Here is a 22,817-nt window from a genome sequence, read left to right as displayed (position 1 = left end):
CGCCCAGCGCGCTCAGGACGGGCCTCGGAGCTCCACGGGCAACCTCCCTGGATCGGGGATGCGGTCGACCGTCTGCGCGCGGCGCTCGTGTTGGACCGCGTTCCTCTGCAACCCTGTCGGCCGGCGCGGTGCTGTCTCCCTGGCGCCCGGCCCCACGCTCGTCCTGGCGTGCCGGATCTCCGGGCAACGGCGGCGCGGAGTCGCTGGGTAGCCGTCCCAGCGCATCGGCGGGCAACTGACGCAGCAGAATTCCGGCTCCGGGCACGGATGGGGTGGGCAGAATCCAGATCGGATCGTGCTGGAACACGGTTACCCTGCGCGCCTGGGCGACGATCGGCGGCACCACCCGGGCCAGTGCGGCGCCGCTGCCGATGACCGCGACGTGCAGGCGGTCCAGCTCGTGCTGGTCACGCCAGTGGGTGCAGCGAATCCGGGGGCCGGTGTAGGCGTCGCGGGCTCTGCCCGGGTCGCTCCGGCGGATCGGGGTGGTCATTTCGCCACCGGCTCGTAGGTCAGGGCCTTGGACCAGGAGGGGGTGTGGCGCAGGAAGCGCACGGGAAAGTGGTCGATGGCCTTGTTCAGGGCATCGTTGATGCCCTGGATCGGCTGCCAGTGGTTGATGGTGGCCATGCCGTGCAGCCGGACCACGTGGTAGAGCGGCATGCGCTTGATGTCCGGGCTGCGCTCACCGGCTTTCTCATAGCGCCGCACGGCATTCCAGAGCTTCTCCTCGTCCAGCCCCATCGCCATGATGTTGGCGGACATGCGGGACAGCAGCGGCGTGTACAGCAGCGCGCCGAGCAGGAAGGTGGGGCGCAGCGCGAAACCCGCTGTCTCGATGGCTATTCGCCGCAGCGGCCCCGCACCCAGCTGCTCGAGCACCTGGAACCCCACCGCCAGATGCCGGGACTCGTCGCTGTTGATGTGCCGGAACACCTCGTGGCACAGCGGATCCCGCACCTCGTCGAGCAGGAACTTCACCAGTGCCCCGTCCAGCGCGCACTCCAGCGAGGGGATCACGGTGCCGAGCACCGGCAAGGACAGATCGTCCCCGTACCGGTCCAGCCATTCGATGACGAGCCGGATGTTCTTGTTGGGCAGCGGCATCGCGTCCCCGTCGAGCATGCCCCAGCGCCGCATCAGGGCCAGTTCGGCATTGGCGTGCTTCTGCTCCTCGGCGTGGAAGTACCGGTAGATCTCCTTGAGCGGCCCGTCGGGCGCGCGCAGCGTGAGCGCCGCGAACCCGCGGGCGCCGACGTGCTCGATCCACACCAGATCGGCCATGAAGGCCGCGAGCGCGGGTCGCTGCTCATCGGTGAGGAGCTCGGCTCCCGGTGCGTCCCAGTCGAGATCGGCCAGCGCCCACTGCCGATCCTGGACGACACCGAGCATGTCGGAATACGCGAACGCCATTGTTCAACTCCTTGCCGTTGTGGCTACCGCACCAGCCGCTCCAGCAATCCGGCGGCGCGGGTGTAGGTCTCGGGCAGCAGTCGCTTGGACTGCCAGATCGCCTTGGCCTCGAGCTGCGGGACCACGTACAGCTGACCGTGATCCACCGCGTCGAGGGTGGCGCGGGCGATGGACGCGGGCGGGCGACCGGTCCAGCGGAGGAGGCGGTCGCCCCAGAGCTGGATGGTCTCGTCGCCGATCTCCACACCTTCCAGAATGTTGGTCCGCACCCCGGTGGGGCACAGCACGGTGACGGTGACGCCGGTGCCGGACAGTTCCGCGGCCAGCGTTTCCGACAGCGCCAGCACCCCGGCCTTGCTCACGTTGTAGGCGCCCATGCGCGGCGCGGACCCGAAGGCGGCCGCGGAGGCCACGTTCACGATCGAGCCGTGCCCGCTCGCGCGCAGCCGGGGCGCGAAGACGTGGCAGCCGTGGATGACGCCCCACAGATTGACGTCGAGCACCTGATGCCATTCCGCGGGCGGGGTGTCGCCGATGAGCGTGCCGCCGCGCCCGATGCCGGCATTGTTGACCACCAGATCCGGGCTCTTGCCGAACCATTCCTCGGCGGTGTTCGCCAGCACGGTCACCTGGTCCAGGCTGCTCACGTCGCAGACGGTGTCGAAGGCCTTTCCCCCGGTGTCGCCGATCATTTCGGCGGTGTCGCGGGCGCGCCCGGCGTCGATGTCGGAGCAGACCACCCGCCCGCCGCGCTTGCCGATCTCGATCGCGAAGGCGCGGCCGATGCCGCTGCCCGCGCCGGTCACCACTGCGTCCGCCTGCTGGGTGCGGCGGGGTCCGCCGAAGGGGTTGAGTCGCATGGGAACTCCCGGGGCCGTGCCGTCCGGGCAGTCAATTGGTGGCGTGTGCCACCACTGGCCGCACCTGCCACCAATTAGGCTCCCGGTGCGCTATTTTGTCAACTATGGACGTGCCCGCACCGGCAGCCGCCGACGTGTCCCCGGGGCCCGCGCCGACCCGGCGCGGCGGCACCTGGGGCGGCCGCACCCAGGAGGAACGCCGCGCCGAGCGCCGCGAGCGGCTGATCGTGGCGGCGCTGGACATCTGGCTCGAAAACGGCTGGGCCGCAGTGACCATGCGTGGCGTGTGCACCCGCGCGGGCCTCAATGACCGCTACTTCTACGAGCACTTCGCCGATCGCGACCAACTGCTGGGCGCGGTCTGGGACGAGGTCGGATTCCAGGTGCTGGCGGAACTCTCGGCGGTGGTCGCCGAGAACCTCGAGCATCCGGCGCTCGGCATTCTGCGCCTGGCCATCGCCCGCGCGGTCGCCCTGCAGTCGGAGGGCCCGGCGCGCATCCTGTTCGGCGACCATGCCGGCAGCCGCATCCTCGAGGAGCGCCGCACCGCCATGCTCACCGAGGCCACCGACCTGCTGATCGCCACCGCCCGCCCCTACCTGCGGCCCGGTGTCGACGAATCCGACCTGCGCATGGGCGTTCTCATGGGCATCGGCGGTTTCATCGAACTCCTGACCGCCTGGCGCACGGGCGCCATCGACGCCGACGCCACCCGCATCGTCGACCACGTCAGCCGCACCGCCGATCTGCTCGGCGCGCAGTACCTCGCTCTGCCGGGTTAGCGGCTACTTCACCGCCCAGACCATGGACTCCGGCCCGGCGAGGTGTTCGGTCTGCGGGTCGCGGAAACCGGTGTCGGCCAGCCAGGTTCGCAGGTCCGCGGCGGTGTAGTCGAAGCCGCCGGGTGTCTCGATGAGCATGTTGAGGCTCATCAGCAGACCGGAGAGATTGGTGCGGCGGTCGTCGTCGATGAGCGACTCGTAGACTAGGATGGCGCCGCCGTCGGGGAGGGCGCGGTGGGCCTTCTCCAGCAGCATGAGCTTGGTGGGCAGGTCCCAGTCGTGCAGGATGTGGCCGAAGACCAGGACATCGGCCTCGGGCAGCTCATCGCTGAAGAAGTCGCCGGCCTGGAAGATGGCCCGATCCGCCACCGGCGCACTGTATTCGGTGAAGATCGGCTCCACCGCCGCCAGGTCGTAGCCGATGCCGTGCAGGTGCGGATTGGTCTCCAGGACGGTGCGCAGCAGCGCGCCCTGGGCAGTGCCGATATCGGCCATCGACTTCCAGCGATGCCACGGGAACACCTCGGCGAGGGCGTGCGCACTGGGCAGCGACAGCCCGGTCATGGCGCGCTGAAAGTCATAGAGCCGCTGCGGATCCCGGTAGAGCGTGGTGAAGAAGTCGCCGCCGTCGCGGGCCTCGTTCTGCGGCTGCCCGGTGCGCAGGCCCTCGGTGAGCCGGCCCCAGAACGGGTAGAGCCGGGCCGCGGCCATCTCCAGGAAGCCGCCGATGTACTCGCTGCCGGTGCTGTCCAGATAGGTGGCGGTGTCAGCGGTATTGGCGTACCGATCGTCGGTGCGCCGCAGCATCTCCATGGCCACCAGCGCGTCGAAGAAGTCACCGGCGGACCGCGGATGCAGGCCCAGTTCGCGCTGTAGCTGTTCGGCGGTCAGTTGCCGATGCCCGAGCACCGTGAACACGCCGAGTTCGACTGCGCTGAGCAAGGTCCGGGACTCCCAGAAACCCATTCCGATCCGCAGGATCCGTTCCATGGCGCATCACGATAGCCACAGCGACCCTCCGGCAAAGGCAGACGCGGCAAATCGGTCCCGGGGAGCGGGCTCAGCGCAGGTCGATCCCGTACACCCGTTCGGCATTGCGGCGGAAGATCTGCTCGATGGCCTTGTCGTCGGCCCCGTGCCCGGCCAGCGCGCCGGCCACCGCCTGCGCGGCATTCGGGATGCTCGTAATCGGCTTGTCCACCGGGAAATTCGAGCCCCAGATGAGCCGATCGGCCCCGAACACGTCGAGCGCGTGCTCCAGCATCGGCGAAATCCGTTCCAGCAGTACCGGAACCGGGGTCGGCTGACCCCGCCGCGGCACCGGATGCCCGAGGATCGGCATCATCAGGCCGCTCACCTTGGCCACCACATTGGCGTGCTGGGCGAGCGCGGTGAGGTCGTCGCGCCAGCGCACGAACAGCTCACGCCGCTGCCCGGGATTGCGCCCGGTGTTCCGCCCGACCGGCCCGAAAATGCCTGCGGGCGTGGCGAGATGGTTGAGCACGATGGTGGTGCCGGGATAGCGCTCGGCCAGCGCGGCCACCTCGGGCAGCTGTCCCGAGTACACCCACGCCTCGAACGCGAGCTCGCGGTCGGCGAGCGCGCCGAAGCCTTCCAGGAAGGCGGGGGAGGTGAGCAGGCCCGGTGTCTTGCAGGTCGCGCGCACGTCCGGGTCCGGGTGGTATTCGACGCGGGCGCGAATGCCCCGGAACAGCGGCGAGGCGGCCCGGTGCGCGTCGAGCAGTTCGGCGAACTCGGCGGCGGTGGGGTCGCCCGCGCCCATGATCGCCCCGAGCGCGGGGGTGTCCACGCCGAAGGGCAGGCTGCTCACCCATCGGGTTTCGTCGGCGGGCCCGAGCGGACCCTTGCCGACCCACTCCACCTCGATGTGCACGATGGCCTCGACCGGCACGTCTCCCGCGTCTTCCTGGTAGTCGCGCGGCAGGTACGGATGGATGACAGGTGTTGGATCCCCGACGAATTCGCGGTCGCGCCGCGGCGCCAGCCGTTTCGCCAGATCGATCGGCACCGGCACATAGCGGAACAGCTTCGCCAGCCCGCTGAACTCACGTGGCGTGGTGAGCGGATCCCACTGGTGAATGTGGGCGTCCACGACAGTCATTCCCGCGAGGTCCATGAGGTCCCTTCCGTCTGGGTCAGCCTGTTCGGATTGTTCCACGCCCATCCGTTCGAGCTCGCGTGTTCGGACATCGAAGCACGCCACGTCCTCGCCGCCCCGGAGACACCGCCGCGGTCGTCGCCCGGCCGGTATCCCGGCGGGTCGGTAGACGACTGTGCCGCGCCCGGCGAGGTGGGCGCGGCACAGTTGTTGTGCGGTGGTGCGATTCGCGGTTACGGCAGCACCTGCGGGATGACGCTGGGGTCGAGGATGCCGACCAGGGCGCCGATGCCGCCGCCGATCAGGGCGCCGAGGGCCGAGCCGCCGATCATGCCGGGGACGGAGCCGACGACCGATCCGAGGGCCGCGCCGCCCGCACTGCCGGTGAGCGCGCCCGCGGCCGCGCCGTTCACGGCCGGGTCGGGGAACTGGGCATTCGGGTCGGTGGTCACCGGGGCCAACGGGACGCCGTCGGCGACCGGGGTGGCCTGGACCGGCTGTACCGCCGGGGCCGGCGCGCTGTCCGGCGCTGCCGCCGAGGCCACGCCCGCGAACAGGGTGGCGGCGGCCGCGACGGGCAGTGCGACGGCGATCAGTCTGGCAGTGGTTCTCCGGGTGGTGTGACGCATCATGGTCTTCCTGTCCTCCCCGACCCCGATTCCCCGATCTGAATCGAATGTCAGCTGTGATCGAACCGAATGATTCAGATATAGCTGAGAAATTGCTATCGATCGGAAATCGGCACGCAGCAGAATCGGACGTTTTAATCAGACATTGCGCCGGTACTGGCCGCCCACCGTGAAGAAGGTGTCCGTGACCTGCTGGAGTGTGCACACTCGCGCGGCATCCATCAGCACCTCGAAAACATTCTCGTCGCTCGCCGCGGCGGCCGCGAGCCGGGCCAGCGCCGCCGGCGCCGCATCCCGGTGCCGATCGGTGAATTCGCGGACTCGTTGCAGCTGAGACTGCTTTTCCGCCTCGGTGCCGCGGGCCAGTTCCAGTACCCGAGGCGCTTCCTCGTGCCCATTGCGGAAGGTATTGACCCCGATGATGGGCAGGCTGCCGTCGTGCTTGCGGTGCTCGTAGAGCATGGACTCGTCCTGGATCCGCCCGCGCTGATAGCCGGTCTCCATGGCCCCGAGCACCCCGCCGCGCTCGCTGATCCGCTCGAACTCGCGCAGCACCGCCTCCTCCACCAGATCGGTCAGCTCGTCGATGATGAAGCTGCCCTGCAGCGGGTTCTCGTTCATCGCGAGCCCCCACTCCCGGTTGATGATGAGCTGGATGGCCAGCGCCCGGCGCACCGATTCCGCGGTCGGCGTGGTGACCGCCTCGTCGTAGGCATTGGTGTGCAGGCTGTTGCAGTTGTCGTACACCGCGATGAGCGCCTGCAGTGTGGTGCGAATGTCGTTGAAGCTCATCTCCTGTGCGTGCAGTGACCGCCCGGAGGTCTGCACGTGGTACTTCAGCTTCTGCGACCGCTCGTTGGCCCCGTACCGGTCGCGCATGGCGATCGCCCAGATGCGCCGCGCCACCCGGCCGATCACCGAGTACTCGGCGTCCATGCCATTGGAGAAGAAGAACGACAGGTTGGGCGCGAAGTCGTCGATGTCCATGCCCCGCGCGAGATACGCCTCCACATAGGTGAAGCCGTTGGCCAGCGTGAAGGCCAGCTGGCTGATCGGGTTCGCCCCGGCCTCGGCGATGTGATAGCCGGAGATGGATACCGAGTAGAAGTTGCGAACGCCGTTGCGCACGAACCACTCCTGGATGTCGGCCATCATGCGCAGGCTGAACTCGGTGGAGAAGATGCAGGTGTTCTGGCCCTGGTCCTCCTTGAGGATGTCGGCCTGCACGGTGCCGCGCACCGTGGCCAGGGTGCGGGCGCGCAGGCCGGCCGCCTCGTCGGGGGTGGGCTCGCGGCCCTGCTCGGCCGCGAACTCCGCCACCGCCTGATCGATGGCGGCATTGAGGAAGTAGGCCAGAATCGTCGGCGCGGGACCGTTGATGGTCATGGACACCGAGGTGGCGGGCGCGTCGAGGTCGAAGCCGTCGTAGAGCGCCTTCATATCGTCGAGGGTGGCGATGGACACCCCGGAGGTGCCGACCTTGCCGTAGATGTCCGGCCGCTCGGCCGGGTCGTGCCCGTACAGCGTGACCGAGTCGAACGCGGTCGAAAGCCGTTTGGCCTCGGCGTGTTCGGAGAGCACCTTGAACCGGCGGTTGGTGCGGAAGGCATCGCCCTCGCCCGCGAACATGCGTGCCGGATCCTCGTTGTCCCGCTTGAACGGGAACACCCCGGCCGTGAACGGGAAGCGTCCCGGCAGGTTCTCCGAGCGCAGGAACCGCAGCAGCTCACCGTGATCGGTGAAGCGGGGGAGCGCCACCCGGGGAATCGAACTGCCGGACAAGGTCTCCCGGCGCAGCGCCGTCCGCAGCTCCCGATCGCGGACCCGCACCACCTGTTCGTCGCCCCGGTACGATTCCGCGACCGCGGGCCATTCCGCCAGCAGCGCAGCGGTTTCCGGCGTCTGGCCGGCGCGAGCCTGCGCGAGCAGCCCGCGCAGCACCTCTCCGGCGGCATCGGAGGCGGCGGCATCGCTGGTGGTCGCGCTCGCCGGGGCGGCCGGGAGCGCGCCGTCGCCCGGCAGCTCGGCGAGTACCTGCTCCAGGCGCTGGATACGCCGCGCGGCTTCCATCTCGCGCGCGGTGCCGGCATGGTAATCCCGCACGGCTTCCGCGATTTCGGCCAGATAGCGCACGCGGGCGGGCGGAATGATCTGGGCGAAGCGGGTGGAGGTGCGGGTGGCCACCCGCGGCAGCACGCCTTCCTGCAAGGGCAGCCCCTGCTCGGCGAGCAATCCGCTCAGGTGCTGGTAGAGCGCCGTCACCCCGTCATCGTTGAAGGTCGCCGCGCTGGTGCCGAAGACCGGCATGTCCTCGGGCGTGGCGTGGAACTCCTCCCGATTCCGTACCAGCTGCCGCGACACATCGCGCAACGCGTCCTCGGCCCCGCGCCGCTCGAACTTGTTGATGGCCACCACATCCGCGTAATCGAGCATGTCGATCTTCTCGAGCTGGGAGGCCGCGCCGAACTCCGGCGTCATCACGTACAGCGACACGTCCACGTGCTCGGCGATGGCCGCGTCACCCTGGCCGATGCCGGGCGTCTCCAGGATCACCAGATCGAATCCCGCTGCCTTGCAGGCGATCACCATGGTGTCGATATCGTGCGGCAGTTCCCGCTCGCCCCGGGTGGCCAGCGACCGGAAGTAGACCCGTTCGCCGTCGAGGGCGTTCATCCGGATCCGGTCGCCCAGCAGCGCACCCCCGCCGCGCCGCCGGGTCGGGTCCACCGCCAGTACCGCGACCCGCAGCTTGTCCTGCTGATCGGTGCGCAACCGCCGCACGAGTTCGTCTGTGAGCGAGGACTTTCCGGATCCGCCGGTGCCGGTGATGCCCAGCACGGGCACATGCCGCACGGTCGCGGCGGCCGCCAGCGCCGCTCGGTCCGCCTCCGGCAGCGTCCCCTGCTGCAGGCAGGTGAGGGTCCGCGCCAGCGCCGCCCGATCCCCGCTCAGCACCGCTTCCACCGCCGCGGGCGTGTGGGAAAGATCCACGTCGCAAGCCGAAATCAGGTGGTTGATCATCCCCGGCAGCCCGAGCCGCTGCCCGTCCTCCGGCGAGAAGATGGTCACCCCCGACTCGGCCAGCCGCGCGATCTCCTCGGGAATGATCACCCCGCCGCCCCCGCCGAAGATCTTCACGTGCTCGGCCCCGGCCTCTTTCAAGGCCTGCGCCAAGTACTCGAAGTACTCGATGTGCCCGCCCTGATACGAGCTGACCGCGACGCCCTGCACGTCCTCGGTGACGGCCGCGTCCACGACCTCGCGCACGGCCCGGTTGTGCCCCAGATGAATCACCTCGGCTCCCTGGGCCTGCAGGATTCTTCGCATGATGTTGATGGCGGCGTCATGGCCGTCGAACAGCGCCGCTGCGGTCACGAACCGCACTGGATGAACCGGGACATGCAGATCGGGCATGCGGTTGCTCCAACTCTCGGAGGCTCTCTGGGTGCTGTGAATTATCCCACAGCCAATACTTGGATGTCCAACTATAGGATCGCCACAGACCGCGCAATCGGCGCGCAAGCATCGAGACAGGACTGGCATGGCTCGCGAACTCACCCACTTCATCGGCGGGAAGCACGTCCCGGGAACTTCGGGCAACTTCGGCGATGTGTTCAACCCCAGCACCGGCCAGGTTCAGGCACGGGTGCCGCTGGCGAGCAAGAGTGAGGTCGAGGCGGTCATCGCGAATGCCGCCGCCGCACAGCCGGCCTGGGCCGCCATGAACCCGCAGAAGCGCTCCCGGATCCTGATGAAGTTCCTGACCCTGGTGCAGGACGAGATGGATTCGCTGGCCGCGCTGCTCTCCAGCGAGCACGGCAAGACCATCGCCGACGCCAAGGGCGATATCCAGCGTGGCCTCGAGGTCATCGAATTCGCCGTCGGCATCCCGCACCTGCTCAAGGGCGAGTACACCGAGAGCGCCGGCACCGGCATCGACGTGTACTCCATGCGGCAGCCGCTGGGCGTGGTCGCGGGCATCACCCCGTTCAACTTCCCGGCCATGATCCCGCTGTGGAAGGCCGGACCGGCGCTGGCCTGCGGTAATGCCTTCGTGCTCAAGCCCTCCGAGCGCGACCCCTCGGTGCCGCTGCGGCTGGCCGAGCTGTTCCTCGAGGCCGGACTGCCCGCCGGCATCTTCAACGTGGTCAACGGCGACAAGGAAGCCGTCGACACGCTGCTGCACGACGAGCGCATCAAGGCCGTCGGCTTCGTCGGCTCCACCCCGATCGCGCAGTACATCTACGAGACCGCCTCCGCCAACGGCAAGCGCGCCCAGTGCTTCGGCGGGGCCAAGAACCACGCCATCGTGATGCCGGACGCCGACCTCGACGATGTGGCCGACCAGCTCATCGGCGCGGGCTACGGCTCCGCGGGCGAGCGCTGCATGGCCATCTCGGTCGCCGTGCCGGTGGGCGAGGAGACCGCGGATCGCTTGCGCGCCAAGCTCATCGAGCGCATCAACAAGCTCAATGTCGGCGTCTCCGACGACCCGGGCGCGGACTTCGGCCCGCTGGTCGGCCGCGACGGCGTGGACCGGGTGAACAACTACGTCCAGATCGGCGTCGACGAGGGCGCGGAACTGGTGATCGACGGACGCGGCCTGGTCGTCGAGGGCGGCGAGGACGGATTCTTCGCGGGCGCTTCGCTGTTCGACCGCGTCACCCCGGAGATGCGGATCTACCGGGAAGAAATCTTCGGCCCGGTGCTGGCCCTGGTCCGCGCCAAGGACTACGAAGAGGCGCTGCGCCTGCCCAACGAGCACGAATACGGCAATGGCGTCGCCATTTTCACCCGCGACGGCGACACCGCCCGCGACTTCGCCGCCCGCGTCCAGGTCGGCATGGTCGGCATCAATGTCCCGATCCCGGTGCCGATCGCGTACCACACCTTCGGCGGCTGGAAGCGCTCCGGCTTCGGCGACCTCAACCAGCACGGCCCGGACTCGATCCGCTTCTACACCAAGACCAAGACGGTGACGCAGCGCTGGCCGGAAGGGCTGCGGAACGGAGCTGCGTTCGCGGGCGGCTCCGCCAGCTCCGCCGTCAACGCCTTCGTCATCCCGACCATGGACTGACCTGATGTTCGTACTTGACGAGGACGAGAAGGCGATCGTCGAGACCGCCCGCTCCTTCGCCGACGAGCTGCTCGCGCCCAATGCCCTGGAATGGGATGAGCGCAAGCACTTCCCGGTGGACGTGCTGCGCAAGGCGGGCTCGCTCGGCCTGGGCGGCATCTACGTGCGCGAGGACGTGGGCGGCTCGGAGCTGCGGCGGCTGGACGCCGTGCGCATCTTCGAGCAGCTGGCCACCGGCTGCCCGGCCGTGGCCGCCTACATCTCCATCCACAATATGGCCACGTGGATGATCGACACCTACGGCGATGCGGCGCAACGCAATCGGTGGCTGCCGGGGCTGAGCTCCATGGACCTGCTGGCCTCCTACGCGCTGACCGAGCCGGGCGTCGGCTCCGACGCGGCGGCGCTGAGCACCAAGGCCGTCCGTGACGGCGACGACTACCTGCTCACCGGCGTCAAACAGTTCATCTCCGGCGCGGGCAGCACCGACGTGTACGTGATCATGGCGCGCACCGGAAGCGAAGGGGCGCGCGGGATCTCGGCCTTCATCGTCCCGGCCGATACGCCCGGGCTGTCCTTCGGGGCCAACGAGAAGAAGATGGGCTGGAACGCGCAGCCCACCCGGCAGGTCATTCTCGACAACGCCCGGATCCCGGCGGCCAACCTGCTGGGCGAGGAGGGCAACGGCTTCCGCATCGCCATGAACGGGCTCAATGGCGGACGGTTGAACATCGCCGCCTGCTCCATGGGCGGGGCGCAGGCCGCGCTCGATCGGACCGTGGCCTATATGGCCCAGCGCAAGGCGTTCGGCTCGCGACTGCTGGACAACACCGCTCTGCAGTTCGAGCTGGCCGATATGCGCACCTCGCTGGAGGCCGCTCGCACCCTGCTGTGGCGGGCCGCGGCCGCGCTGGACGCCGACGCCCCCGACAAGGTGGAGCTGTGCGCCATGGCCAAGCGGTTCGCCACCGACGCCGGGTTCGAGGTGGCCAACAAGGCCCTGCAACTCCACGGTGGCTACGGTTACCTGGCCGAATACGGCATCGAGAAGATCGTCCGCGACCTGCGGGTGCATCAGATTCTCGAGGGCACGAACGAAATCATGCGGGTGGTCGTCGCCCGCTCGGTGGTAGGGGCGGCGTGAACGGTCAGGGTCCGGAGGCAGCAGCCTGCGTAACCACGGAGGACCCCGTTCGCGCCAGAAAGGAAACAGCATGAGCGCTGAGGCATCGAAGAGCACGGTGCACGAACCCGAGGTGTTGATCGAGCGGCGCGACGGCCTCGGCCTGATCACGCTCAACCGGCCCCGGGCCATCAATGCGCTCAATCACCCGATGGCGCTGACCATCCTGGACGCGCTGCGGGCCTGGGCGGACGACGACGAGGTGCGCGCGGTGGTGCTCACCGGCGCGGGCGAGCGCGGGCTGTGCGCGGGCGGCGACATCGTCGCCATCCACAACGACGCCGAGCACGCTGTGGCCCAGGGTGATTCGCCCGAGGTGGCCGCGGATTCCCCGAGCGGCACGTTCTGGCGCGACGAGTACATCCTCAATGCCCTCATCGGCCGCTACCCGAAGCCGTATGTCGCGGTCATGGACGGCATCGTCATGGGCGGCGGCGTCGGCCTGTCCGGGCACGCCTCGCACCGCATCGTGACCGAGCGGTCCATGGTCGGCATGCCCGAGACCGGCATCGGCTTCATCCCGGACGTCGGCGGCACCTACCTGCTGGCGCACGCGCCCGGCGAGATCGGCACCCATGTCGCGCTCACCACCGCGCGCATGTCCGCCGGCGACGCCATCGCGGCCGGGTTCGCCGACTATTTCGTTCCGTCGGAACACATTCCGGCGCTGCTGGAGGCGCTGACCACCGCCGAGGTCGACGTGGCCATCGCCAAGTTCGCACAGCCCGCACCGGTCTCGGAGTTCGTGGCACAGCAGGAGTGGATCGACTCCTGCTACAGCGCGGACACCGTCGAGGAGATCGTGCACCGGCTGCAGCTCGACGGCCGGGCCGAGGCCGCCAAGGCCGCCGCCGACGTGCTGTCGAAATCGCCGGTGGCGCTGAAGGTCACGCTGCGCTCGCTGCGCGATGCGCGCCGGGCCGCCGACCTCGAGACGGCGCTGAACCAGGAGTACCGGGTCTCCGTCGCCTCCCTGAACACCCACGACCTGGTGGAGGGCATCCGCGCCCAGGTCATCGACAAGGACCGCAACCCGCAGTGGTCGCCCGCCACCCTGGCGGACGTCACCGACGCCGACGTGGACGCCTACTTCGGCGCGCTCGGCGATCGCGAATTGGGTTTGGCCGCACCTGTTTCAGGCGAATAGAGCATTGAAGGACGAGCAATGAGCACTAACACCAAGGTCGGGTTCCTGGGGCTGGGCCACATGGGCGGACCCATGGCCGCCAACCTGGTCGAGGCCGGATACGACGTCCTCGCCTTCGATCCCGTGCCCGCCGCACAGGAGCAGGCGCGCCAGGACGGGGCGACCGTGGTCGCCACTGCCGCGGAAGCGGTTTCGGCCTCCGACATCGTGATCACCATGCTGCCCAACGGCCGCATCGTGCTCGACCTCTATGGCGAGATCCTCCCGGCCGCCAAGCCGGGCACCCTGTTCGTCGACTGCTCCACCATCGACGTCGCCGATGCCAAGCAGGCAGCGGAACTCGCTGCGGCAGCGGGACATCGGGCCCTGGACGCCCCGGTCTCCGGCGGCGTGGCGGGCGCGGCGGCGGGCACCCTCACCTTCATGGTGGGTGGCGCGGACGCCGACTTCGCCGACGCGCTGCCGCTGCTGGAGGTGATGGGCGGCAAGGTCGTGCACTGCGGCGGCGCGGGCGTGGGTCAGGCCGCCAAGATCTGCAACAACATGCTGCTGGGCATTTCCATGATCGGGCTCTCGGAAGCCATTGTGCTGGGCGAGAAGCTGGGGCTCACCCACGACAAGTTCTTCGACGTGGTGTCCACCGCCTCGGGGCAGTCGTGGGCGCTGACCTCCTACTGCCCGGTGCCCGGACCGGTTCCGGCCAGCCCGGCCAACAATGACTACCGGCCCGGCTTCGCGACCGCGCTCATGTCCAAGGACCTGGGTCTCGCGGCGAACGCGCTGCGGGCCAACGGCGTCGACGGGCAGATCGGGCAGCTGGCGGCGGAGATCTACAGCCGCTTCAACCAGGAGGAAGCGGGTAAGGACTTCTCGGCTATCGTCACCGATATCCGCAAGCGATCTGGAGAGGAAGTTCGATGACTGCATCGCGTAGCGATTCGGTTAGGGGTGGTGGCGGGGCGACGGGTGGGCTCGACTTCGAGACCATTCTGCTGGAGCGCAAGGGGCGGGTCGCCCTCATCACGCTGAACCGGCCGAAGGCCCTCAACGCGCTGAACTCGCAGGTCCTGGCCGACATTTCGGCGGCGCTGGACGAGCTGGAGAACGACAACGAGGTCGGCGCGGTCGTGCTGACCGGGTCCGACCGGGCCTTCGCGGCCGGCGCGGACATCAAGGAGATGCAGTCCAAGTCCTATATGGACATGTTCCTGACCGACCACTTCGCCGGTTGGGACCGACTGGTCGCATTCCGTAAGCCCATCATCGCCGCGGTCGCCGGCTACGCCCTCGGCGGCGGCTGCGAACTCGCCATGATGTGCGACATCCTGCTCGCCGCCGACACCGCCAAGTTCGGGCAGCCCGAGATCAAGCTCGGCGTGATCCCCGGCATGGGCGGCTCCCAGCGCCTCACCCGCGCCGTCGGCAAGGCCAAGGCCATGGACCTCATCCTCACCGGCCGCAATATGGACGCCGAGGAAGCCGAACGCGCGGGCCTGGTCTCGCGCATCGTGCCCGCCGCCGACCTGGTCGCCACCGCCATGGAGGTCGCCGAGACCATCGCGTCCATGTCGCTGCCGTCGGTCATGATCGCCAAGGAAGCGGTCGACCGCGCCTTCGAAACCACCCTCACCGAGGGCCTGCGCTTCGAGCGCCGCGTCTTCCACTCGCTCTTCGCGACCGAGGACCAGAAGGAAGGCATGGCCGCCTTCGTCGAGAAGCGCCCGGCGAACTTCACCAACAAGTAAGCGCCGCAACCCCTCTCGGAACTCTCGTGCCCCGCTGCCTGAAGGCAGCGGGGCACGGTGACGAGAGGGGGCGGGTATTGCTCGGCGGACCTCGTGCTCGAGGTTATCGCCGCGGGCGCTGGCGTCAGCCGTGTTTCGGCGGGCCGACCACTTCGACGGTCGGGGGCTTGCCGTCGGGGTGTTCGCCGCCGTCGCGGTTCATGGCCAGCGCGCCGACGATCGTGCCGCCCAGGGTGGCGGTCACGGCCACTGCCGCAACGAGTTTGCGGCGGGAGACGGGGGAGGTGGCGGGGGTCTCGTGGGAGGTGGCGGCCTGGGGCAGGCGCACACTGCGGATGCTGCGGGCCGATGGCCGTTCGGCGGCCAGCAGGACCGCGCCGCGGGTGGAGACGAATTCGGGTTCGGGGTCGTAGATGAGCGGATAGCCCAGCTGCTGTTTCAGCTCGTCCCGGATGCTCTTGGTGCGGGTGCAGCCGCCCAGCAGCGCCATTCCGGCGGGCTGGATGCCGGTCTCGTCGATCATGTGGCGGACGAAGGACGCCGAGTGATGAATGCCCGCTTCGACCAGTTCGGCGAAATCACTGCGGGTTACCACGGTGCGCTGCCCGGTGATCGGGTCGCAGACGGCCAGGACGCGCTCGGAGGCCAGCGCCTCCTTCTGGCGGCGGGTGGTGGCCAGATCCACGGTGACCCCGGCGCGGGTGAGCAGCCAGCGCAACAGCGCGTCGTGGCCGTCACCACCCAGGACGGTGCTGCGCTTGGTGGCGAGGACGGCATCGTTGCGGCAGTCGATCTGGGTGAGGGTCAGTCCCGACGCGCCCAGGTCGTAGAGCAGGACCGAACCCTCGCTCGGTAGCTTCCGGGTGAATCGGAGATATCGGAGCTGGGCCACCGGCTCATCGATGACCGTGAGGCGGTTGCGGCCCGCGGCGGTGCGAATGGCCTCGGCGTGGGTGGCCGAGCGGCAGGTCACGGCGATGCCGGTAATGAATTCGTCGCGCTCGGCGGCCGACTTGCGCATCTGCTGGATGGCCTCGAAGACGGGGTCCTCCATGCCGCGATCACCGGCCCGGCGCAGGACCTTGCAGCGGTCGATGGGAGGCAGGTGAGGCTGGTCGGAATGGGTGAGCATGGCACGTGCGCCAGCAGCGCCCGCCGACACCCCGAGGACCAGCACCATGCGCTCAATGGTGAACCTTTTGCGAGCCGAATCCAAGACTATGACGCAGGAAAATGGCTGCTGGGTCGCTGACCGGTTACTGACCGGCCCATAGTGTCGGCGAGCTACCCGGATCGAAGTCGCCGGCGCTCTGCCGGAACTCCGACAGCAATTGCAGCAGCAATTGCAATCGTTCCGGCGGCAGTCCGGCCTCGGCGAAAACTCGCCGGTTCAGCTCGGTGGTGGCCCTGGCCACCAATTCTCTTCCGGCATCGGTGATTTCGATGAGCGTCGCTCGCCGGTCACTGGGATGCGGCACACGCTTCACCAAGTGCGCCGCCTCCAGCCGGTCCACGGTGTTGGTGACGGAGGTGGGGTGCACCTGCAGGCGGGCGCTGGCCACCGCCATCGGCAGCGCGCCGGTTTTGCTGAAACTCAGCAGCATCAGTAACTCGTACCGGGAAAAGGTCAAACCGGACGGCCGCAGGGCTTCGTCCACCCGCGCCATCACGATCTGCTGCGCCCGCACCAGCGACGTCACCGCCGCCATTCCGTCGGCCACGTCCCCCCAGCCGTGCTCGGTCCACTGACGGTGCGCCTCCTCGATCGGGTCGAGTGGCAGTGGACGTGGTCGAGACATGACCCGATCATCGCACGTCGCGAACCGGTCGGTCGCAGCGCCGAGCCGATCCGCGGGGCGCATACGAATCACGGTGATTCAAACCCTCGGCCGCAGGCGCGATTCGCCGCACTATTGGGTACACCCTGCGGCTGTGTCCGAGTTGGTCAGGAGCAGGCCTGCAAAGCCTGTCACACGGGTTCGAGTCCCGTCGGTCGCTCCATCGGAGAACGCCTCCCGTACATGTGGGAGGCGTTCTCGTATTCAGCTCGCGATCACGCCGGAGAGGTCGCGCGACACCACGAAATTGCGGTCGGCGGTCGTGCCCAGCGTGTATTCGGGCAGCAGACCGAAGTATTCGCCCCGCGACCGCGTGCTCCAGCGCCGCGCGGCTTCGGTGCGGGTCTTGTAGAAATTCAGCATGTAGCCGCCCTCGTAGAGGCGCAGCAGCGTGTAGCCGCCCGGATATTCCTTGGCCGCCGCCACTTCCAGGAATTCCACCGGAATGGGCAGATCGGGCCGGGTACGGCGGTTGCGATGGGTGTGCCCCGCATGGTGCAGGAAGACGCCGGGCGCGGAGCGGTAGATCGATTGCAGCTCGGCGGCATTCGCGGCATCGAGAATGAAGCTCGGTCCGGCCAGATTGGACCAGCCGGATTCGGTGGTGACCGGGTGATGACCGAAAACGAGTGTGGGACGGTCCGGGTCGCCGGTGAGCCGGTCCCGCAGCTCGTCGAGCTGGGACCGGTCCACAGTGCCGCCCGGGGCGTCGAGCTGGGTGGTGTCCAGGGCGATCAGGCGCAGCTCGCCGACCTCGTAGGCCGCCAATTGCTGTCGGGCGGTGAAGGAATCACCCCAGCAGTCGTAGTGGTCGAGGTACGGGCTGCAGTCCGCGTAGTCCGAACCCAGGTGCGGGCGGTCGTGATTACCGCGGGCGGCGAACCAGTCCCGGCCCGGCGCACCCCAGTTCGCGAGGTGGGTGTGGATGCCGCGCACCTGGTCCGGGGTGGCCTCGGCGGTGAGGTCACCGGCGAGCAGCAGATGGTCGACGGCACGGTCGGGCCGGTGCATATCGTCGAGCAGCGCGGTCAGCATGACCTCGGGATACGGTGCGAGACCGGGCTCCTGGCGCACGCCGGGCGGCAGGCCCGCGGTGATGAGCCCGCTGACCTCCTCGCCGAAGTGAATGTCATTGGACAGGGCGAGGGTTCGCAGCAGCCGGCCCGGCGGCGGCACCAATGTGGCGAAGACCCCTTGCGCCTCCGGCGTATTCGGTTGGCGGGTGGCGACATTCAGCGCGGCCGCGGCCGCGATGCCCTGCGAACGCGCCTCGAACCGATAGGCGCGCCCGGGCTCCAGCCCGGTGACCTCGGCGTAGTGATAGGCGGTCGGCTGCGGGTCGCCGAAGACCTGCCGCAGCCCGGTCCCGTCCGCGGGACCGAGCCAGACCTCGGTGCCGGTCTCCACCGGAACAGGGTTGCCGGCCGCGTCCGGGCCCAGCGTCGTCCAGGTGAAGACGGCCGACTGCTCGGTAATGGTGACGACCTCGAGATCGGTCGCCACCAGTGAACCCGGCTGTGCCCGAGCCGGACTCGGCGCCGCCAGCGGTAGGGCCGCGGCCGCCGCCAGCAGGCCCAGCAGCTGCCGGCGGTTCGGGCCGCAGCAGCTCATGACTGTCCTACTTCGCGTCGGTGGAACAGACCTTCCATACGCCGTCTTCCTTGCGCAGGTGTTCATCGGTGGAACGCTTGCTGTCGGCGGTGCCGGGCAGGGTGAGCGTGCCCAGGGTGACAGCCGTGGCGCGGTCGCCGGTGATGGTGATGCCCTGCACCGAATCGACCTTCATGGAGATCTTGCCCTGGTCCATGGCCTTCCGCTGGGCCTCGGGCAGCGCGTCGTACTGGGCGCGGTCGCCGGCGCAGGTCTTGCCGACGGCCTGCGACGCGCCGCCGGCGGAGAGCGCGTCGTAGAAATCGCGCACCGCGGTCTCGACGCGCTTGTCGTCGCTCGGTCCGGAGTCCTTGCCGTTCAACGTCACCGCGGTGGCGATGCCACCTCCCACGAGCACCACGGCGGCGACGCCGAGTCCGATGGTCAAGGGGGTACGCCGCTGCAAGCTCATCGAGATCCTTCGACTCCGGCCGATCTTCGGTTGCTGTCCGTCCGGGGCCGTCCCCGGAACGCACGCAGACTACAGCGATTCCGTGTCGATTGGTGGGGTGGCATTTGAACCCGTGACATGGGACGGTACGTTGGTTAGGCAAACCTCATAGACGAGGCTGGGCAAGCGAAAGGACGGTCATGACGGCGGCTCGATGGAAACTGGTGTCCGGCGCACTGGCGGCGATCGCGGTGCTCGGCGCGACCACTGCCTGCTCCAGCTCGTCGAAGAACGACAACGAGATCCTGGTCTACAACGCGCAGCACGAATCCCTCACCAAGGAGTGGGTGGACGCGTTCACCAAGGACACCGGCATCAAGGTGACCCTCCGCAACGGTGGTGACACCGACCTCGGCAACCAGATCGTGGCCGAGGGCAAGAACTCGCCCGCCGACGTCTTCCTCACCGAGAACTCCCCGGCCATGGCGCTGGTCGAGAACGCCGGCCTGTTCTCCGACGTCGACAAGGACACCCTGGCCCAGGTGCCGGACCAGTTCCGCCCCTCCACCGGCAAGTGGACCGGAATCGCGGCCCGCTCAACTGTTTTCGTCTACAACACCGCCAAACTGCCCGCCGACCAGCTGCCCAAGTCGCTGCTCGACCTGCAGCAGCCGCAGTGGAAGGGCAAGTGGAGCGCCGCCCCCGCGGGCGCGGACTTCCAGGCCATCGTGGGCGCGCTGCTGGTACAGAAGGGCGAGGACGTGACCCGGGCCTGGCTGAAGGGCCTGAAGGACAACGCGGTCATCTCGCAGAACAACACGACCGTCATGAAGGGCGCCAACACCGGTCAGTTCGACGGCGGCGTGATCTATCACTACTACTGGTACCGCGACCAGGCCAAGACCAAGGAGAACAGCGGCAACACCCAGCTGTTCTACTTCAAGAACCAGGACCCGGGCGCCTTCGTCTCCACCTCCGGCGGCGGCGTGCTGAAGTCGAGCAAGAAGCAGGCCAACGCCCAGAAGTTCCTGAACTTCATCACCTCCAAGCAGGGGCAGGAGGTGCTGCGCGACGGTGACTCCATGGAATACCCGGTGGCCTCGGACGTCGCGGCCAACCCGGCGCTGCCGCCGCTGGCCTCGCTCGACGCGCCCAAGATCGACCCGAGCAAGCTGGACGCCAAGAAGGTCACGCAGCTCATGACCGAGGCGGGTCTGCTCTAACCGTGGCTGTTCGGACCGCTGTACCCACCCGGGCGGCGAAGGACCTGCCCAGCAGGGTCTCTCGGGCACTGACCAGGATGGTCCCGAGTGCATCGGCCATCCGGCCCGGCGCGATCGTCACGATCGCCGCCCTGCTCATGGTGGCGGCCACCTTCGTGCCGCTGGGGTACATCGTGTCCACCCTGGTCTCGACCGGATGGCACGAGACCGCACAGCTGGTGTTCCGCCCGCGCGTGGCCGAATTGCTGCGCAACACCGCCGAACTGGTGGTGCTGACCGTGCCGATCTGCGTGGCGCTGGGCATCGGCCTGGCCTGGATCGTGGAGCGCACCGACGTGCCGGGCGCGGCCTGGTGGGGCCCGATCTTCGCCGCCCCCCTCGCGGTTCCGGCCTTCGTCAACAGCTACGGCTGGGTCAGCGCCATCCCGTCGCTGCACGGGCTCTGGGCGGGCGTGCTCGTCTCGACGGTCTCGTACTTCCCGCTGGTGTACCTCCCGGCGGCGGCCACCCTGCGGCGGCTGGATCCCGCCGTGGAGGAATCGGCCCGGGCCCTCGGCTCCGGGCCCCTCGCCGTCTTCGCACGCATCGTGCTGCCGCAGCTGCGGCTGGCGATTCTCGGTGGCGGACTGCTGATCTCGCTGCACCTGCTGGCCGAGTACGGCGCCTTCGCCATGATCCGGTTCGACACCTTCACCACCGCCATCTTCCAGCAGTACCAGTCCAGCTTCGCGGGCGCGGCGGGCAGCACGCTCTCGGGCGTGCTGGTGGTGCTGTGCCTGGTGCTGCTGGCCGGTGAGGCCACCGTGCGCGGCCGGGCCCGCTACGCCCGCATCGGCGGCGGCGCGCAGCGGGGCGCGAACCGGATTCGCCTGGGCCTGGCCAAGATTCCCCTGTTCGCGCTGCTGGCCGCCGCGCTGGCGGCGACGCTGGGCGTACCGCTGTGGACCATCGGCCGGTGGCTGAAGATCGGCGGCTCGGCGGTGTGGAACACCACCGATATCGGCGAATCCCTCGGTCAGACCATCGGTTTGGCCGCCACCGCCGCGGTGATCACCACCCTGTGCGCCTTCCCGGTGGCCTGGGTCGCGGTGCGCTCCACCTCGCGGTTCGCGCGGATCATCGAGGGGGCCAACTACATCACCAGTTCGCTGCCGGGCATCGTGATCGCGCTGGCGCTGGTGACCGTGTCGATTCGCTGGCTGCCCGCGCTCTATCAGACGGCCGCGACCATCCTGGCCGCCTACACGCTCATGTTCCTGCCGCGCGCGCTGGTGAGCGTGCGTGCCGGGCTGGCGCAGGTGCCGGTGGGACTGGAGGAGGCCTCGCAGGCGCTCGGAAAATCCCCGGCCGCCACCTTCGTCCGCGTCACCCTGCGGCTCACCGCGCCCGCGGCGGCCGCGGCCGCGGCCATGGCGTTCGTGGCCGTGGCCACCGAGCTGACCGCCACCCTGCTGCTGGCCCCCAACGGCACCAACACCCTCGCCATGCAGTTCTGGCAGCTGTCGGGCGAATTGGACTACGCGGCCGCCGCGCCGTACGCGCTGATCATGATCATCGTCTCGGTGCCGGTCACCTATCTGCTGTTCACCCAATCCAGGAAGGCGGCGGGACTGTGAGTCGTCTTGTCGTAGACCAGGTTCGCAAGACCTTCGGACAGGCGCCGGTGCTCGACGGCATCAGCCTCGACGTCGCCGACGGCAGCGCCACGGCGGTGGTCGGATCCTCCGGATGCGGCAAGACCACGCTGCTGCGGGTGATCGCCGGATTCGAGAACCCGGACGCCGGATCGGTGTCCGTCGGCGGGGAAACCATTACCCGCCAGGGCTTCTCGGTGCCGTCGCATCGGCGCAGAATCGGCTACGTAGCCCAGGACGGGGCACTGTTCCCGCACCTGACGGTGGGGCAGAACATCGCCTACGGGCTCGGCGGGGGACTGGGCGCGCGGCGCAGGCACCGGCAGCACGTCGCCGAACTGCTCGACATGGTCTCGCTCGACCCGTCCTACGCGGATCGGCGGCCGCATCAGCTCTCCGGCGGCCAGCAGCAGCGCGTCGCCCTGGCCCGCGCCCTGGCCCGCAAACCCGATCTCATGCTGCTGGACGAGCCCTTCAGCGCCCTGGACACCGGACTCCGCGCCGCCACCCGGCAGGCCGTCGCCGAGACCCTGCGCGCCGCGGGCATGACCAGCATCCTGGTCACCCACGATCAGGAGGAGGCACTGTCCTTCGCCGATCAGGTCGCGGTCATGTGCTCGGGCCGGTTCACCCAGGTCGGCACCCCGGAGCAGGTGTACGCGGCCCCCGCGGACCTGTTCACGGCCGGATTCCTCGGCGACACAGTGCTTCTCGACGCCGCCATCGGCGCGGAGACCGCCCAGACCGTGCTCGGCCGCATCCCGGTGCAGGTGAACGCGCCGACCGGTGCGGGCGCGGTCATGATGCGGCCCGAACAGCTGCTGGCCCAGGCGGCCACCGACGGTCACGCCGGCTGCGCCACCGTGCGCGCCCTCGAGTTCCGGGGTGCGGATGTCCTGCTCACCCTCGATCTCGACGGCTGCCCCGAACCTGTCCAGGTGCGCCGGGTGAGCGTGGACGCGCCCACGGTCGGCGACCGGGTCGAGCTCGAAGTCCTCGGCGCGGCAGTCGCTTTCACCGCCGAGCAGTGCGCCGCCGCCGGCCGGACAACCGGCGCGGCCGCCGTGAGCCGGGTCGGCGCGGTCTCCGCGGTCTGAGCGATCGGCCGGTCGGAATGTGACCGATC

General features: G+C 69.0%; 19 protein-coding genes and 1 tRNA gene. 10 read left to right on the top strand and 10 right to left on the bottom strand.

What is annotated here, in order from left to right:
- Positions 1 to 489: 489 nt before the first annotated feature.
- Together ACWEKS_RS35550 and ACWEKS_RS35545 are read right to left on the bottom strand one after the other, a co-directional pair.
- On the bottom strand, positions 490 to 1,413 hold the full coding sequence (locus tag ACWEKS_RS35550; RefSeq protein WP_452344157.1) for a ferritin-like domain-containing protein: 924 nt from the start codon (positions 1,411 to 1,413) through the stop codon (positions 490 to 492).
- 23 nt (positions 1,414 to 1,436) lie between these two features.
- Entirely contained in the window at positions 1,437 to 2,273 is an 837-nt protein-coding gene (locus tag ACWEKS_RS35545; protein WP_452344156.1) for an SDR family NAD(P)-dependent oxidoreductase, read from the bottom strand.
- Positions 2,274 to 2,377: 104 nt separating this feature from the next.
- Between ACWEKS_RS35545 and ACWEKS_RS35540 the strand changes: the two genes are divergently transcribed.
- Positions 2,378 to 3,055, top strand: a complete 678-nt coding sequence (locus tag ACWEKS_RS35540; protein WP_452344155.1) for a TetR/AcrR family transcriptional regulator — start codon at positions 2,378 to 2,380, stop codon at positions 3,053 to 3,055.
- 3 nt (positions 3,056 to 3,058) lie between these two features.
- Here ACWEKS_RS35540 and ACWEKS_RS35535 read toward each other — a convergent pair whose 3' ends face one another.
- From ACWEKS_RS35535 to icmF, 4 genes are all read right to left on the bottom strand, one after another.
- Positions 3,059 to 4,045, bottom strand: a complete 987-nt coding sequence (locus ACWEKS_RS35535; protein ID WP_452344154.1) for a methyltransferase — start codon at positions 4,043 to 4,045, stop codon at positions 3,059 to 3,061.
- Positions 4,046 to 4,115: 70 nt separating this feature from the next.
- Positions 4,116 to 5,192 (bottom strand): amidohydrolase family protein, encoded by a 1,077-nt coding sequence (locus ACWEKS_RS35530; protein ID WP_452344153.1) that lies wholly within the window; start codon positions 5,190 to 5,192, stop codon positions 4,116 to 4,118.
- A 215-nt stretch (positions 5,193 to 5,407) separates the two neighbouring features.
- Positions 5,408 to 5,806 carry a hypothetical protein gene (locus tag ACWEKS_RS35525; RefSeq protein ID WP_452344152.1) on the bottom strand — a complete coding sequence of 133 codons (399 nt, stop codon included), beginning with the start codon at positions 5,804 to 5,806 and terminating at the stop codon, positions 5,408 to 5,410.
- Between the two features lie 135 nt (positions 5,807 to 5,941).
- The gene (icmF, locus tag ACWEKS_RS35520) at positions 5,942 to 9,217 is read right to left on the bottom strand and encodes a fused isobutyryl-CoA mutase/GTPase IcmF (protein WP_452344151.1); all 3,276 of its coding nucleotides are present in this window, start codon (positions 9,215 to 9,217) and stop codon (positions 5,942 to 5,944) included.
- A 127-nt stretch (positions 9,218 to 9,344) separates the two neighbouring features.
- Here icmF and ACWEKS_RS35515 point away from each other — a divergent pair, with 127 nt between their 5' ends.
- From ACWEKS_RS35515 to ACWEKS_RS35495, 5 genes are all read left to right on the top strand, one after another.
- On the top strand, positions 9,345 to 10,880 hold the full coding sequence (locus tag ACWEKS_RS35515; RefSeq protein ID WP_452344150.1) for a CoA-acylating methylmalonate-semialdehyde dehydrogenase: 1,536 nt from the start codon (positions 9,345 to 9,347) through the stop codon (positions 10,878 to 10,880).
- Positions 10,881 to 10,884: 4 nt separating this feature from the next.
- A complete protein-coding gene (locus ACWEKS_RS35510) occupies positions 10,885 to 12,024 on the top strand; it encodes an acyl-CoA dehydrogenase family protein (protein ID WP_452344149.1) in 1,140 nt (379 codons plus the stop codon).
- A gap of 70 nt (positions 12,025 to 12,094) precedes the next feature.
- Positions 12,095 to 13,210 (top strand): enoyl-CoA hydratase/isomerase family protein, encoded by a 1,116-nt coding sequence (locus ACWEKS_RS35505; protein WP_452344148.1) that lies wholly within the window; start codon positions 12,095 to 12,097, stop codon positions 13,208 to 13,210.
- A gap of 18 nt (positions 13,211 to 13,228) precedes the next feature.
- Positions 13,229 to 14,131 carry a 3-hydroxyisobutyrate dehydrogenase gene (gene mmsB, locus ACWEKS_RS35500; RefSeq protein ID WP_452344147.1) on the top strand — a complete coding sequence of 301 codons (903 nt, stop codon included), beginning with the start codon at positions 13,229 to 13,231 and terminating at the stop codon, positions 14,129 to 14,131.
- Positions 14,128 to 14,955, top strand: a complete 828-nt coding sequence (locus ACWEKS_RS35495; protein WP_452344146.1) for an enoyl-CoA hydratase — start codon at positions 14,128 to 14,130, stop codon at positions 14,953 to 14,955. Before mmsB ends, ACWEKS_RS35495 begins: the two co-directional genes overlap by 4 nt.
- A 124-nt stretch (positions 14,956 to 15,079) precedes the next feature.
- Here ACWEKS_RS35495 and ACWEKS_RS35490 read toward each other — a convergent pair whose 3' ends face one another.
- A complete protein-coding gene (locus ACWEKS_RS35490; RefSeq protein WP_452344145.1) occupies positions 15,080 to 16,135 on the bottom strand; it encodes an Hsp70 family protein in 1,056 nt (351 codons plus the stop codon).
- A 76-nt stretch (positions 16,136 to 16,211) separates the two neighbouring features.
- Positions 16,212 to 16,754 carry a MarR family winged helix-turn-helix transcriptional regulator gene (locus ACWEKS_RS35485; protein ID WP_364623257.1) on the bottom strand — a complete coding sequence of 181 codons (543 nt, stop codon included), beginning with the start codon at positions 16,752 to 16,754 and terminating at the stop codon, positions 16,212 to 16,214.
- 127 nt (positions 16,755 to 16,881) lie between these two features.
- Between ACWEKS_RS35485 and ACWEKS_RS35480 the strand changes: the two genes are divergently transcribed.
- Positions 16,882 to 16,956, top strand: a tRNA-Cys gene (locus ACWEKS_RS35480).
- Positions 16,957 to 16,997: 41 nt separating this feature from the next.
- Here ACWEKS_RS35480 and ACWEKS_RS35475 read toward each other — a convergent pair.
- Positions 16,998 to 18,404, bottom strand: a complete 1,407-nt coding sequence (locus ACWEKS_RS35475; RefSeq protein WP_452344144.1) for a metallophosphoesterase — start codon at positions 18,402 to 18,404, stop codon at positions 16,998 to 17,000.
- Between the two features lie 7 nt (positions 18,405 to 18,411).
- Positions 18,412 to 18,855: an Rv0361 family membrane protein gene (locus ACWEKS_RS35470; protein ID WP_354849484.1), complete on the bottom strand. Its 444-nt coding sequence runs from the start codon at positions 18,853 to 18,855 to the stop codon at positions 18,412 to 18,414.
- Positions 18,856 to 19,034: 179 nt separating this feature from the next.
- Between ACWEKS_RS35470 and ACWEKS_RS35465 the strand changes: the two genes are divergently transcribed.
- From ACWEKS_RS35465 to ACWEKS_RS35455, 3 genes are all read left to right on the top strand, one after another.
- Positions 19,035 to 20,057, top strand: a complete 1,023-nt coding sequence (locus tag ACWEKS_RS35465; RefSeq protein ID WP_452344143.1) for an iron ABC transporter substrate-binding protein — start codon at positions 19,035 to 19,037, stop codon at positions 20,055 to 20,057.
- A 77-nt stretch (positions 20,058 to 20,134) separates the two neighbouring features.
- Complete coding sequence (locus tag ACWEKS_RS35460) at positions 20,135 to 21,673, top strand: ABC transporter permease (RefSeq protein WP_452344142.1); 1,539 nt, start codon at positions 20,135 to 20,137, stop codon at positions 21,671 to 21,673.
- Positions 21,670 to 22,788 (top strand): ABC transporter ATP-binding protein, encoded by a 1,119-nt coding sequence (locus ACWEKS_RS35455; RefSeq protein ID WP_452344141.1) that lies wholly within the window; start codon positions 21,670 to 21,672, stop codon positions 22,786 to 22,788. The genes ACWEKS_RS35460 and ACWEKS_RS35455 overlap by 4 nt, the downstream gene beginning before the upstream one ends.
- The last annotated feature ends 29 nt before the right edge of the window (positions 22,789 to 22,817 follow it).

Source organism: Nocardia sp. NPDC004711 (assembly GCF_053601595.1).
This window is presented reverse-complemented; position numbering and strand designations above follow the sequence as displayed.